Annotated in this window: 12 protein-coding genes and 1 pseudogene; 5 read left to right on the forward strand and 8 right to left on the reverse strand. The window is 70.5% G+C overall.

What is annotated here, in order from left to right; translation table 11 throughout:
* Positions 1 to 414 precede the first annotated feature (414 nt).
* From OJ997_RS26790 to OJ997_RS26805, 3 genes and pseudogenes are all read right to left on the reverse strand, one after another.
* On the reverse strand, positions 415 to 1,227 hold the full coding sequence (locus tag OJ997_RS26790) for a VOC family protein (RefSeq protein WP_270028366.1): 813 nt from the start codon (positions 1,225 to 1,227) through the stop codon (positions 415 to 417).
* A 68-nt stretch (positions 1,228 to 1,295) separates the two neighbouring features.
* Positions 1,296 to 2,491, reverse strand: a pseudogene (gene dinB / locus OJ997_RS38175) (DNA polymerase IV).
* Positions 2,492 to 2,535: 44 nt separating this feature from the next.
* Positions 2,536 to 3,762 carry an MFS transporter gene (locus OJ997_RS26805; RefSeq protein WP_270028369.1) on the reverse strand — a complete coding sequence of 409 codons (1,227 nt, stop codon included), beginning with the start codon at positions 3,760 to 3,762 and terminating at the stop codon, positions 2,536 to 2,538.
* A 118-nt stretch (positions 3,763 to 3,880) separates the two neighbouring features.
* Here OJ997_RS26805 and OJ997_RS26810 point away from each other — a divergent pair, with 118 nt between their 5' ends.
* Together OJ997_RS26810 and OJ997_RS26815 are read left to right on the forward strand one after the other, a co-directional pair.
* Positions 3,881 to 4,201: an ArsR/SmtB family transcription factor gene (locus OJ997_RS26810; RefSeq protein ID WP_270028370.1), complete on the forward strand. Its 321-nt coding sequence runs from the start codon at positions 3,881 to 3,883 to the stop codon at positions 4,199 to 4,201.
* 42 nt (positions 4,202 to 4,243) lie between these two features.
* Entirely contained in the window at positions 4,244 to 5,416 is a 1,173-nt protein-coding gene (locus OJ997_RS26815) for a serine hydrolase domain-containing protein (protein ID WP_270028371.1), read from the forward strand.
* Between the two features lie 134 nt (positions 5,417 to 5,550).
* On the opposite strand, the gene OJ997_RS26820 is transcribed toward OJ997_RS26815, so the two are convergent.
* Both OJ997_RS26820 and OJ997_RS26825 read right to left on the reverse strand, forming a co-directional pair.
* The gene (locus OJ997_RS26820) at positions 5,551 to 7,083 is read right to left on the reverse strand and encodes a DHA2 family efflux MFS transporter permease subunit (RefSeq protein ID WP_270028372.1); all 1,533 of its coding nucleotides are present in this window, start codon (positions 7,081 to 7,083) and stop codon (positions 5,551 to 5,553) included.
* Positions 7,073 to 7,684: a TetR/AcrR family transcriptional regulator gene (locus OJ997_RS26825; protein WP_270028373.1), complete on the reverse strand. Its 612-nt coding sequence runs from the start codon at positions 7,682 to 7,684 to the stop codon at positions 7,073 to 7,075. Before OJ997_RS26825 ends, OJ997_RS26820 begins: the two co-directional genes overlap by 11 nt.
* Positions 7,685 to 7,737: 53 nt before the next feature.
* On the opposite strand from OJ997_RS26825, the gene fgd reads away from it, so the two are divergent.
* Genes fgd through OJ997_RS26840 form a run of 3 tightly spaced genes read left to right on the forward strand, consistent with a single transcriptional unit; the run spans position 7,738 to position 10,755 of the window.
* Positions 7,738 to 8,730 carry a glucose-6-phosphate dehydrogenase (coenzyme-F420) gene (gene fgd / locus OJ997_RS26830; protein ID WP_270028374.1) on the forward strand — a complete coding sequence of 331 codons (993 nt, stop codon included), beginning with the start codon at positions 7,738 to 7,740 and terminating at the stop codon, positions 8,728 to 8,730.
* Positions 8,727 to 9,614, forward strand: a complete 888-nt coding sequence (locus tag OJ997_RS26835) for an SMP-30/gluconolactonase/LRE family protein (RefSeq protein ID WP_270028375.1) — start codon at positions 8,727 to 8,729, stop codon at positions 9,612 to 9,614. Before fgd ends, OJ997_RS26835 begins: the two co-directional genes overlap by 4 nt.
* A 4-nt stretch (positions 9,615 to 9,618) precedes the next feature.
* Positions 9,619 to 10,755: a dipeptidase gene (locus OJ997_RS26840; protein WP_270028376.1), complete on the forward strand. Its 1,137-nt coding sequence runs from the start codon at positions 9,619 to 9,621 to the stop codon at positions 10,753 to 10,755.
* On the opposite strand, the gene OJ997_RS26845 is transcribed toward OJ997_RS26840, so the two are convergent.
* The 3 genes from OJ997_RS26845 to OJ997_RS26855 are packed head-to-tail and all read right to left on the reverse strand — an operon-like array spanning position 10,724 to position 12,825.
* Positions 10,724 to 10,981: a DUF6510 family protein gene (locus tag OJ997_RS26845; RefSeq protein WP_270028377.1), complete on the reverse strand. Its 258-nt coding sequence runs from the start codon at positions 10,979 to 10,981 to the stop codon at positions 10,724 to 10,726. The two genes, OJ997_RS26840 and OJ997_RS26845, sit on opposite strands and share 32 nt — an antisense overlap.
* The gene (locus OJ997_RS26850; protein WP_270028378.1) at positions 10,978 to 11,661 is read right to left on the reverse strand and encodes a ferredoxin reductase; all 684 of its coding nucleotides are present in this window, start codon (positions 11,659 to 11,661) and stop codon (positions 10,978 to 10,980) included. Before OJ997_RS26850 ends, OJ997_RS26845 begins: the two co-directional genes overlap by 4 nt.
* Positions 11,662 to 11,673: 12 nt before the next feature.
* Positions 11,674 to 12,825, reverse strand: coding sequence for a CAP domain-containing protein (locus OJ997_RS26855; RefSeq protein WP_270028379.1), 1,152 nt, complete (start codon positions 12,823 to 12,825; stop codon positions 11,674 to 11,676).
* Positions 12,826 to 12,848: the final 23 nt, after the last annotated feature.

A 12,848-nucleotide genomic window follows, 5' to 3' on the forward strand; every position in this document is an offset into this window, starting at 1 on the left:
GACAGACCCGGCGCCGCTGCGCTGACGTCCCAATGAGCCGGCTGCGCCGGAAAGCGCCCGCGCTCGCGGGCCAACACGTCATTGCCACCCAGACGCGAGTCATCCGTCACTTTGGGCCCCCACAGGGCCCCAACCGACGGAGCACTCCCGTCATCCGTCACTTAACGCCCCTCACGGGCGTCAACTGACGGATCGCTCCCGTCATCCGTCACTTGACCCCCTGTGCGGGGGTCAACTGACGGATCACCCCACGGACGAACGCGCGGCCCGCGCCCGGGCGCAACCCGGCGCAGCCGCTCATCCGCACAAGAGCGCACCGGCCGCGACGGGTCAAGAAATTTCTTGACGCGACGCCCGACGGTGTGGTCCCCGAGCCACGCAACGCACACCGCGCGCCACCCGAGCTGAACGCCGCTACGAAGGCGGCTTAAACTGCCCCGCCGTGAACGTTGCGCCGTCGGGGTCGCGGAGCACCGTGATCCGCTGCCACGGGATGTCGAAGGGCTCGACGAGCACCTCGCCGCCGAGCTCGCGGGCGCGGGCGGCGGCCTGGTCCGCGTCGGCGACCGAGATCGTGACGTGCCAGCGCGGGCCGCCCTTGTCCATCGGCTCGAACCAGGCCACCGTGTCCGTGAACCGCGGCGGGGCGCCGCTCTCGGCGTGACGGGTGCGGACACCCGGATCGATCGTCTCGAGGTAGTCCCCGTACTCGGGCACGACGATCGTGATCGAGGGCTCGCCGCCGACGTCGACCGCGTCGAACTCCCAAGGGAACACCGCGCCGTAGAAGCGCTTCGCGGCCTCCATGTCGGCGGTGACGAGGTTGGACCAGTTCCAGCTGCCGGGCGCGTTGACGACCTCAGCGCCGATGTGCGTGTTCGCCTGCCAGACGGCGAAGGTCGCCCCTTCGGGATCGGCGCACATCGCCATCCGCCCGGCGTCGAGCACGTCGTGCGGCTCGACGAGCACGCGGCCGCCCGCCGCACGGACCCGCTGCGCCGCCTCATCCGCGCTGTCCACCGCGATGTAGGTCGTCCACCCCACGTGCTCGAGACCGTTGTCCCACGAGCCGATCGCCGCCACGAGCCCGCCATCCACCGTCGCCTCGAAGTACGTCTCCGACGCCCCGGGCGGCATCTGGTCGGCCAGTTCCCAGCCGAGTACCCCGCTGTAGAAGGCCACTGCCGCCTTCGTGTCGGGGCGGGCGCTGTCGATCCAGCAGGGCACTCCAGCGGGGTATCGATCTCGCTTGGGCATGAGCGCATCATGAAGGCCATAGCGGTCAGCTCCTGGCCTCAATCCGGAAGGTGCGGCATCGCGATCCCGGGGTCCCGACCGACGAGCACGCCACGCGTGATCGAGGCACCGCCGAAGCGGTCTCGCACGTCGTCCACCGCCGCGTCCAGCCGCGACGCTTTCGTCTCGTCCAGCGGCAGGGCGAGCTGCACGGCCTCGGCGTCCTCGAGGTTCGTCAGCGAGAGTCCGAGCAGCGTCACCCCCTCGCGCTCGATCGTCGGCATCGCGCCCGCGAGCAGCTCCCGCGCGGCCGCGAGAATCGGCCGCGTGTCCGCGGTCGGCGCGCCGAGCGTCTGCGAACGCGTCGCGCGCGAGAAGTCGTCGAAGCGCAGCCGCAGGATGATCGTCCGGCACACACGGCGAGCGGTCCGCAGGCGCCGCCCGATCCGATCCACGAGCGCGACCAGCGTCGCGTCCAGCGCCTCGGGCGTCTTCGGCCCGCGCCGGCCGAGCGCGCGCTGACCACCGATCGAGCGGCGACGCACCCCGGTCCGCACGCGTCGCGCGTCCCGGCCGTGCGCGAGCGCGTGGAGCTGATGCCCCGCGGCCTTGCCCACCAACGAGACGAGCATCTCCTCCGGCAGCTCCGCGACCTGCGCGACGGTCACGATCCCGCGCGCGTGCAGCTTGCCCGCCGTGACCTTGCCGACACCCCACACGCCTCCACCGGCAGCGGGTGCAGGAACGCGAGCTCGCCGTCCACCGGCACCACGAGCAGGCCGTCCGGCTTGGCCTGCGCGGAGGCCACCTTGGCGAGGAACTTCGTGCGCGCTACGCCGACGGTGATCGGCAACCCGACCTTGTCGCGCACCCGGACACGCAGGCGCTCGGCGATCTCCGCCGGCGTCCCCGCGATCCTTTCCATCCCGCGCACGTCGATGAACGCCTCGTCGATCGACAGCCCTTCCACGAGCGGCGAGGTGTCCTCGAACACCTTGAAGACCGCCTTGCTGGCCTTCGTGTACGCGTCGAAGCGCGGCGGGACGAAGATCAGCCCCGGGCAGAGCTTCTTCGCCGCCCACCCGCCCATGCCGCCCGCCACGCCGTACGCCTTCGCCTCGTAGGACGCGGCGGTGATGACGCCCCCGCCGACCGCGATCGGCTTGCCCATCAGCCGCGGGTTGTCGCGCTGCTCCACCGACGCGAAGAACGAGTCGAGGTCAGCGTGGAGAATCGTTCCGTCCGCACCATGCACGAACGTATGTTCGCATGGGATGCGGACGGACGGCGATGTCTGGACTAGGTCGCCTGCAGCACGAGCCGAGGAACCGGCCGGGTCCGCCAGGCCTCGAACGCCACCACGAGCGCGAGCGCGGCGATAACGGAGCCGAAGATCTCGAACGTCGTCTGCAGGCCGAGCGTGTTGACCACCGAGCCCGCGATGATCGCCGGCACCGAGATCGCCAGGTAGGCGACGATGTAGAACGCCGACATCACCGCGCCGCGGTGGTCGGGCGGGATCGCCACCGACAACGCGCGCAGCGCGCCGAGGAAGGCCACGCCGAAGCCGCCTCCGCCGATGATCGCGCCGGCCCAGAAGAGACCCTCGGACGCGGAAGCTGCCGACAGGACGATCAGGACCATCCCGAGCGAGAGCGCGAGCGAGCCGTAGGCCGCGCCCGCCCACGGCGCCGTGCGCCCGAACAGGAGCTGGGCCGCCGCACCCGAGCCCGCGAGGGCGAAGATGCTCAGCCCGACGACGAGATGGTTCGGCGTGTGGAACAGCGTCGCCGACAGCTGCGGCCCGAGCGACAGGAAGAGCCCGCCGATCGACCACGAGGAGATCACGCCGAGCGCCGCGAGCAGGAACGGCCGGCGCACGACGGGCGGGATGCTCGGCCGCTGCGGCGTGAACCGCGGGCGCGAGCGCACCGCGACCGGCTCGGGCATCAGCACGGCGCCGACGAAGGCGATCGCGAACAGCGTGAAGAGCGCGACGTACGGCAGCACACGCGGCGCGGGCGCGTACTCGACGAGCGCCGAGGACACGAGCACACCGAGCCCCATGCCGCCGGCGCTGACGACGCCGTTGGTCAGCCCCACTCCGGCCGGGTCGCGCCGTGGATGCAGGTCGAGCAGAGCGGCGCTCGCCGCACCGAGCGCGAGACCGGTCGCCACACCCTGCAAGCCGCGCGCGACGAACAACCACGTGACCGACGAAGCGACCATGAACGCGAGCGACGTCAGGAGCAAGCCGCCGAGCGCGACGAGGAGCACCGGGCGCCGCCCCCACTCGTCGCTGACGCGACCGGCCAGCAGCAGCGCGAGCAGCACGCCGAACGCGTAGGTCGCGTACACGAGCGTCAGCACCACCGACGAGAAGCCCCAGAGCTCGCGGTACGTGGCGTACAGCGGCGAAGGCGTGCTCGAGGCGAACAACGAGAGCCCGATCACTGCGGCGACGAGCGCGTACGCGAGCCGCGGCGAGAGCGTGCGCCGCTCGCGCGCCTGGTCGGGCGCGGGCACGCCGGAGGGGTCGTGGCCCGGCGGTGCGGTTGGGGTGGTGCGAGAGCGCGACATGGCAGACCCGGCCTGTTTCGATATTTCCAAAGTCATGGAACTATAGAAGTTGTACCATATGGGCATGCCGGCCACGCCCACTCGCGAGCGGATCGCTCATCCGGAGACGTCCGCACTCGATCTCGCGACGATCATGCGCGCGGCCGGCGACCCGGTTCGGCTGGAGATCGTGCGGCTGTTGGGCGACGGTGGCGAGCACCTGTGCGGAGAGCTCAGCCAGGCGCTGCAGATCCCGACGTCCACCGGCAGCTATCACCTGAAGCTGCTGCGGGAGGCGGGGATCACGCGGACGCGCGCGGTGGGCACGCAGCGGCTCATCAGCCTGCGCGCGGACGATCTCGAGTCCCGATTCCCGGGGCTGCCTCGGGTGCTCACCGGTTCCTGAGACACTTCCCGTCGAGCGCATCCGACGGGGAGGAGAGCCCACATGAGCGCCATCACGGGGACCCGCATCGACGAGGTCCTGCAGCACGCCGTCGAATCGGGGGCGATGCCGAACGTCGTCGCCACCGCCGCCACCGCGGAAGGCCCGATCTACGAAGGAGCGTTCGGCCCCAGGGCGGTGGGCAAGCCCGAGCCAGTGACCGTGGACACGCTGCACCGGATCGCGTCGATGACGAAGATGGTCACCACCGTCGCGGCGCTGCAGCTCGTCGAGCGGGAGCAGCTGGACCTGGACGACCCGGTTGCGAAGTACCGGCCCGAGTTCGCGAACTTGCAGGTGCTCGAGGGCTGGGAAGGCGACGAGCCGCGCCTGCGCGCGCCGAAGACCCACGCGACCGTGCGCCAGCTCGTCACGCACACCTCCGGGCTGGGCTATTGGTTCTGGAACGCGGACCTCGTGCGTTGGGAGGCGAAGACCGGCACGGGCAACGCGCTGGCGGGGACCGAGGACGCGTTCACCGCGCCGCTCGTCGCCGACCCCGGCACGCGGGTGGAGTACGGGATCAACACGGACTGGCTCGGCCTCGTGGTCGAAGCCGTCTCCGGCCAAGCGCTGGACGCCTACTTCGACGAGCACATCCTCGGCCCGCTCGGGATGGAGCAGGCCACCTTCCACCCCACCGACCAGCAGCGCGAGAACCTCGCCGCCGTCCACCTGCACGACGAGCAGACCGGCGCCTGGAACGCGACCAGCGTGGACTGGAACACCGCACCGGACTGGTGGGCCGGCGGCCACGGCCTCTACTGCCCGCCCAGCGAGTACCTGCGCTTCCAGCGGATGCTGCTGGGCAACGGCACGCTGGACGGCGCGAAGATCCTCGAGTCCAAGACGGTCGAGGACGCGTTCTCGAACCAGATCGGCGCGCTCGACTGGCCCGCCGCGATCGCCACGGCCGAGCCGCCGACCACGGCCGACTTCAACGCCGGCCCCGGCTACAAGTTCGGCCTCGGGCTGCTGCGCAACAGCGAGGACATCCCGGGCATGCGCCGTGCCGGCAGCGGCGCTTGGGCCGGCATCTTCAACACCCACTTCTGGGTGGACCGCACGACGGGCATCACCGGCGCGGTCTACACCCAGACGCTCCCGTTCGTGGAGCCCGACGTCTTCCAGGTCTACGTCGACTTCGAGACGGCGCTCTACGCGTCGCTGCGGTAGCGATCGTTAACCAAGGACGGCGCCGCTGGGGAAAGCGGCGCCGCCGGGGACGTACGGTGCCGTCTGGACGGGCGGCACCCCGAGGATCGGACGGCGCCCTGAGGCGCCGCCGTTCGTGTCGGTCTGTGGAACTTCTAAGCGTGCATGAGGATCGGCGCCGCGGTGCCGTCCCCCTCCTCGTCCTCGATCGGAGCGGGCTTGCGACGCGGCAGCAGGAACGCGGCGAGCAGGGCCGGGATGACCAGCGCGGTGGCCCACCAGAACGTGTGGGTGAACGCGCCCGTCATGGTGTCGCGGACGGCGAGCGGGAGGTTCTGACCCGCCGCACCGCCGAGCCCGGACTCGGCCGAGCCGCCGCCAGCGCCGGCCTCGGCGAGGCGGTCGCTGAGCGCGACGGTGAGGATCACGGACATGACCGCGGTGCCGATCGAAGCGCCGACCTGCTGGATGATGTTGAGCGAGGTGGAGGCGCGGGCGACCTGGACCTTGCGCAGCGTCTGCAGCGCGCCGGTCATCAGCGGCATCATCGTGAAGCCCATGCCGACGCCCTGGAAGAACAGGATCGCGCTGAGCGTCCAGTAGGACGTGTCACCAGTGAGCTGGGTCAGGCCGACGAACGTCAGTCCGAGGACGATGAGGCCCGGGACGACGAGCTTGCCGATGCCGGTCTTATCGGCGAGCTGGCCCGCGATCGGCATGGCGATCATCGCGCCGATGCCCTGCGGGGCCAGCAGCAGGCCGGAGTCGAACGCCGACTCGCCGCGCACCGCCTGCAGGTACAGCGGGAGCAGCAGCATCGCGCCGAAGACCGAGATGATCATCAGCATCAGCGTGCCGGCCGCGACCGCGTAGGTGCGGTTCTTGAACAGGCGCAGGTCGATCAGCGCGTGCGGCGTGCGCAGCGCGTGGAACACGAAGGCGATCAGCAGCGCGAAGCCGATGAGCATCGGGACGATCACGATGGCGTGGCCGAAGCCGCCCTCGGAGCCGGACTCCGCCAGACCGTAGATCGCGAGGGCAAGGCCCGGCGACAGCAGCGCGAGCCCCAGCGTGTCGAACTTCTCGCTCGGCTGCGGCTCGTCCGTCGGCAGGATGCGCAGCGTGAGGAACAGCGCGACGACGCCGATCGGCAGGTTGATGAAGAAGATCCAGCGCCACGAGAAGTCGTCGACGAGCCAGCCGCCGAGGATCGGGCCGAAGATCGGGCCGAGCATCATCGGGATGCCGATGATCGCCATCACGCGACCGACGCGCTGCGGCCCGGCCGCGCGCGTGAGGATCGTCATGCCGGCCGGCAGCAGCATGCCGCCGCCGAGGCCCTGGAGCACGCGGAAGAAGATCAAGGATTCGGCCGACCAGGCCGCGCCGCACAATGCAGAACCAGCCACGAACAGCGCGATGGCGAGCAGGTAGAGGCGCTTGGTCCCGAAGCGATCAGCGGCCCAGCCGGTGATCGGGATGACGGTCGCGAGCGCGAGCGTGTAGCCCGTGACGATCCACTGGATCGTGGAGAGCTCGGTATCGAAGTCACGCGCGAGCGTGTTGATCGCGACGTTGACGACCGTCGTGTCGAGAATCGACATGATCGCGCCGAGCACGACTACGCTCGCGATCGCGAGCAGCTTGCGATCAAGCCCTTCTTCAGCGGGCTTCGGATCAGACGACATTGGGAGCTGGTTCCTTCGAGCTAGTGAGGATGGGGAGCAGGACCCGATCGACGAGCTCCTCGACGAACGCGTCGTCGATGGCCTCGCCACGGATCAGGGACCGGGTGAAGATCATGGAGCCGGGGATGTCAGCGAACAGTGGGGTTACCTCGCCCACGATCTCGCCGCGCGCCGTGGCCCGTGCGAGCAAGGATTCGAATCTCGCCTGCTCGTCGCAGATGACCTCGTCGCGGAACAGCGCCTCCAGCTCCGGGCTGGACTGCAGCTGCATGATGAGCCCGGCCGCGACGTGCGGGTCGAAGCCCTCGGTCGTGGCGCCGATGTAGGCGATCAGGTCGCCGCGCAGGCTGCCCGTGTCCGGCAGCTTGCCGCCCTCCGCGCGCTTGGAGCGGATGGCTTCGACGACGATCTCCGCCTTGCCGCCCGGCCAGCGCCGGTAGATGGTCGGCTTGCTCACCCCGGCCCGGGAAGCAAGCGCGTCGACCGTCATCCGGTCGTAGCCAACCTCGGCCACGAGCGCGATCGCGGCGACCAGAATGGCCTCGCGACGGCGCGGATCGCGTGGGCGACCGCGATGGGGAGTATCGTCGACCGACGCCACACTCATGTTTACGACACAGTATCGTAAATCTTTAGGGGGCTAAGGTCCGTGGTGTGACTTCCCTCACGCTCGGCTACAAGGCGTCCAACGAGCAGTTCGGCCCGCAGGAGCTGCTCGCGTTGACCCAGCACGCGGAGGCACGCGGCTTCGAGGTCGCGGGCGTCTCCGACCACCTGCAGCCGTGGCGCCACAACGGCGGCCACGCGCCCGCCGTCCTGCCCTGGTTGGGTGCCGCGGCGGCCACCACCAGCTCGATCACGCTCGGCACCAGCGTCCTGACGCCGACGATGCGCTACCACCCGGCGATCATCGCGCAGGCCTTCGCCACGCTCGCGTGTCTGGCGCCGAACCGCATCTTCCTCGGCGTCGGCACCGGCGAGGCGATGAACGAGACGCCGATCACCGGCGGCGAGTTCCCCGGCCGCAAGGAGCGCCGGCTGAAGATGGCCGAGGCGATCAAGGTCATCAAGCAGCTGTGGGCCGAGGAGCGCGTGGACTTCGAGGGCGAGTACTACAACCTCCGCCGCGCCACGATCTACGACCGCCCGGACACGCCGGTCCCGATCTACGTCGCCGCTTCCGGCCCGCTCGCCGCCAAGCTCGCCGGCCGCGTCGGCGACGGCTTCATCTGCACGTCCGGCAAGGACCCGCAGCTGTACGTCGACCTGCTCGCCAACGTCAAGGAGGGCGCGGAGAAGGCTGGCCGCGACTACGACGGCATCAAGCGGATGATCGAGATCAAGGTCTCCTACGACCGCGACCTCAAGGTCGCCGAGGAGGCCACGCACTGGTGGGCCGCGCTCGCGCTCACGCCCGAGGAGAAGGAAGGCGTCGAGGACCCGGTGGAGATGGAGCGCCTGGCCGACAACGCGATCGACCGCGCGCACACCCGCTTCATCGTCTCCGACGACCCGCAGGAGGTCGTCGCCAAGATCCAGCCGTACATCGACCTCGGCTTCACCGAGCTGGTCTTCCACTTCCCCGGCAACGACCAGCGCCGCTACATCGACGAGTTCGCGCAAGACGTGGCGCCCCTCCTGAAATGAGCATCTTCGAACAGCTCGACGACCGCTTCAAGCCGCTCGTCAAACCGACCGCACGACTGGACCACCTCTACGACGGCTGCCGCTGGGCCGAGGGTCCCGCCTACTTCCCCGCGCATCGCGCGCTCGTGTGGTCGGACATCCCGAACAACCGGATCCTGCGGTTCGACGAGGCCACGAACGAGGTCGGCGTCTTCCGCTCTCCCGCGGGCTACACGAACGGCCACACGGTCGACCCGCAGGGCCGGCTCGTGTCCGCCGAGCACGGCGCCCGCCGCGTCACCCGCACCGAGCACGACGGCACGATCACCGTGCTCGCCGAGGCCTACGACGGCAAGCGCCTGAACTCGCCCAACGACGTCGTCGTCGCCAGCGACGGCGCGGTCTACTTCAGCGACCCGAGCTACGGCATCGAGGGCTACTACGAGGGCTTCGCCGCCGAGCCCGAGCAGGACGGCCAGTACCTGTTCCGGCTGGACCCGATCACCGGCACCCTCAGCATCGCCGCCGACGACATGCAGCGCCCGAACGGCCTCGCGTTCTCCACCGACGAGCGCGTCCTCTACGTCTCCGACACCGGCAACAAGACGATGCGCGCCTACGACGTCGCCGACGACGGCAGCCTCACCAACAGCCGCGAGTTCGCCAAGTGCACGGTCGGCGGCTTCGACGGCTTCCGCCTGGACGAGCAGGGCCACATCTGGTCGAGCGCCGGCGACGGCGTGCACGTCCTGCACCCCGACGGCACGCTGCTCGGCAAGGTCAAGGTGCCGGAGGGTGTCGCGAACGTCGCCTGGGGCGGCTACAAGCGCAACCGCCTGTACATCTGCGCGACGACTTCCCTGTACGCGGTCTTGCTTCCCACGCGCGGAGCGAAGACGATGTAGCTCGATGGTCGACCTCCACGTCCATTACCCCATGCATCTGCTGGGCGGCGTGGAGGACCCGCGCGACGTGGCCGAGCAGATGCTCCGGGTCACGCAGCGCGACGAGGGAAAGTTCCGCGCGGCGGTCCTGAACGTCGCCGCGCGGCTGTTCAACTTCCGCCACTGGGACGGTTCCTGGCGGGTGTCCGTCCCGCTCCTGCAGCAGGGCGAGGTGACCGTCGCCTGCAGCGTGCTCTACCGGCCGTTCAGCGAGATGGACCTCGACGAGCCGTACAGCGCGCCGCCCGAGAGCGCGTACTACGACCGGCTGATCGAGCTGCTCGAGGCCACCGAGCGCGACATCGAGCAGCAGGGTCACGTCGTCGTCAAGCAGGCCGACGACCTCGAGCGAGCGCAGCGCACCGGCAAGATCGCCTTCGTGCACTGCATCGAGGGCGGCTTCCACCTCGGCGCGACGCCGGACGAGGTCACCGCGCACGTGCACGAGCTCGCCGACCGCGGTGTCCTCTACATCACGCTCGCCCACCTCTTCTGGCGCCGCGTGGCCACCAACACTCCCGCGCTACCGTTCCTCCCGGACGCGGTCTACAACGCGCTGTTCCCGCAGAAGGGCGTGCCGCCCTTGACCGAGCTGGGGGTCGCGGCCGCGAAGGCGTGCAACGCGTCAGGCGTCATCGTCGACCTCAGCCACATGCGCGAGGACGCGATCGACGCGACGTTCGCGCTGCTCGACGATGACGCGCAGGTGATGGCCAGCCACGCCGGCTACCGCTTCGGCCGCCAGCACTACATGGTCGACGACACCACGCTCGCGCGGATCAAGGCCCGCGACGGCGTCGTCGGCCTGATCCTCGCCCAGCACCAGCTCAACGACGGCATCCGCCGCACGAACACGAAGACGCTCGCGGAGACGATGGACGTCGTCGACCGCCACATCGCCAAGCTCGGCCCCGACCACGTCGCGCTCGGCTCCGACCTGGACGGCTTCATCAAGCCCACGATGGGCGGCGTGGAGTCGGCGGCGGACCTGAAGCCGTTCGCGGCCATGCTGCGCGCCCGCCACCCCGAGGCGGCGGACCGCATCCTCGAAGGGAACGCGCTGCGCGTGATCAGGCGGCGCTTTGCCAGCGCAGCAGGCTGACGCCGCGCATGTCCAGCCGCGTCTCCCCCGCGACCCGCATCAGCCGCAGCAGCACGGTGTCGCAGTCGGGGCAGCGGAGCACCTCGCCCATGCCCTCGTAGACCATGACCGTGGCGACCGGGCCCGTCACGCCGCAGCCCGCGCAGGTGGCGACGGCGCCCGAGAGGTCACCGGTGAAGATGGCCGCCAAGTCGCCGGCGACCGCGTTCCCGTCCAGGTGAGTCATCCGAACCGCTCCGTTCTGATGTTCGCTGCCTCGTGCCCGAGTGAGACGAGGTCGTTGGCGACGGATTCGACGAAGGCCGTGGGCCCGCACACGTAGACGCGCGGCCCGGGGGTGCCCGCCCACTCGCGCAGCATCGAGTAGTCCACGCGGCGGTCGTAGCCCGTCCAGCCGAGCGGTGCCCGGCGCGTGTAGGTGAAGGTCACGTCCAGCTCGCGCTTCTCGAGCTCGTCGAGATAGAGGACGTCATCACGCTCCCGGGCGGACACCAGCAGTCGCGCCGGAGCGCCCGCGCGCAACATCGACATCAGCGGCACCAGGCCCGAGCCGCCGCCGATCATCAGCACCTCGCCGAGCATCGCCGGCTCCCACACGAACCAGCCGCCGAACGGCCCGCGGACCTCGAACCGGTCCTCCTCGCGGGCCACGCTGACCATCCACGGGGACACCTCTCCCCCGTCGACCTCGACCACCGTGATCTGCGGCGCCCCGCCTTCAGGAGCCGAGGCGATCGAGTACCGGCGCTGCGCCCGGTAGCCGTCCTCGGCCGTCAGCCGGACGTCCACGTGCTGGCCGGCGCGATGGCCGTGCCAGTCGGGAACCTCCAACGTCATCGTCGCGGCGCGCGGCGTCTCCGGCCGGATCCGCGCCACGGTTGCCTCTCGCCAGTCGGTCACCGCCATGTACGGCGGACGCTACACGCGGACGAGGAACTCGTGCTGGTGGGTGTCGTTGCCGACGGTCACGACGAGGCTGTACCGGCCCGGGGCGAGCCCGCGGGTGGAGACCCGGAAGCCCGGCATGCGGGACGTGCGCCCGCCGACCCGCCGGGTCCCGCGCAGCACCTCGACGCTCACGGACGTCGCGCCGCACAGCTGGACGTGCACGTTCATCGTCGCGCCGCGCGCGAGCCGGCTCGGCGCCGTCACCCCGGACGGGCAGGTGACCGGCGCGCCCGCGGTGGTGAACTGCCAGAAGTAGGGCACCGAGCGGGCCTTGACGGTCGCGTACTCGGTCGCGGGCGGCTTCTGCCCACGCGAGCACAGCACGGGGTCGTACGGCGCGGCCTCGGCGGGCAGCCAAACGGGCTTGATGTCCTGCTCGGACGCGTAGCACCAGGACGCGAAGCGGGTCGGGCAGGCGGGATAGACGGGCGGCGCGCCCTCGCGCGAGCAGCGTGCGGAGGAGTGGCGCAGCTCGACCTCCGCGGTGTAGGTCGTGCCCGGCGCGAGCGGCGCGCGCGGGACCAGCGTCTCGCTCAGGCCGACCGCACCCTGCGAGCTGGACAGCTGCGGCGAGCGCACGGTTATGTCGTCCTGACCGGGCGTGTAGACGCTCAGCCCTTCTCCATCTGCAAGATTTACGTCAATCGCCGCGGCCCCGGGCAGCGTGAAGACCTTCCCGATCAGGTCGGGACGCGCCTCCTTGCCGACGTACAGGCACATCCACCCGCGGTCCTCGCCGTAACCCGTCCGCTGCAGCTCGGGATCCATGATCTGGCGGGTGTGCTCGGCCGAGGCGACCCACGGGTGCGGGTCCATCCAGCCGAGCGCACCGGCGAGCACCGAGCTGCGCGCGGCCTGCGCGCCCGCGGCGCTGTAGCCCGGCTTGCCCGGCGTCTCGTCGTGGGAGACCGGCTCGTCCCAGCCACCGTTGAGCGCCATGTAGCGCGCGTGCGCCTGGCAACCGGCGTTGAGGTCAGCGTCCTCCGTGAGCGGCGGGAGGCTGTTCGCGGCGCGCAGCGCGTTGATCCGCGCAATGGCGTCGGAGGGCGGGATGGCGTGTGCCGGTGCGGCGCTGGTCAGCATCGCGAAGACACACGCCAGCAACAGCAGCGGGCGCGGCATCGCGGGCCGACCCTATGAGGCCC

The sequence above is a fragment of the Solirubrobacter phytolaccae genome (assembly GCF_027587195.1).
Classification (GTDB): domain Bacteria; phylum Actinomycetota; class Thermoleophilia; order Solirubrobacterales; family Solirubrobacteraceae; genus Solirubrobacter; species Solirubrobacter phytolaccae.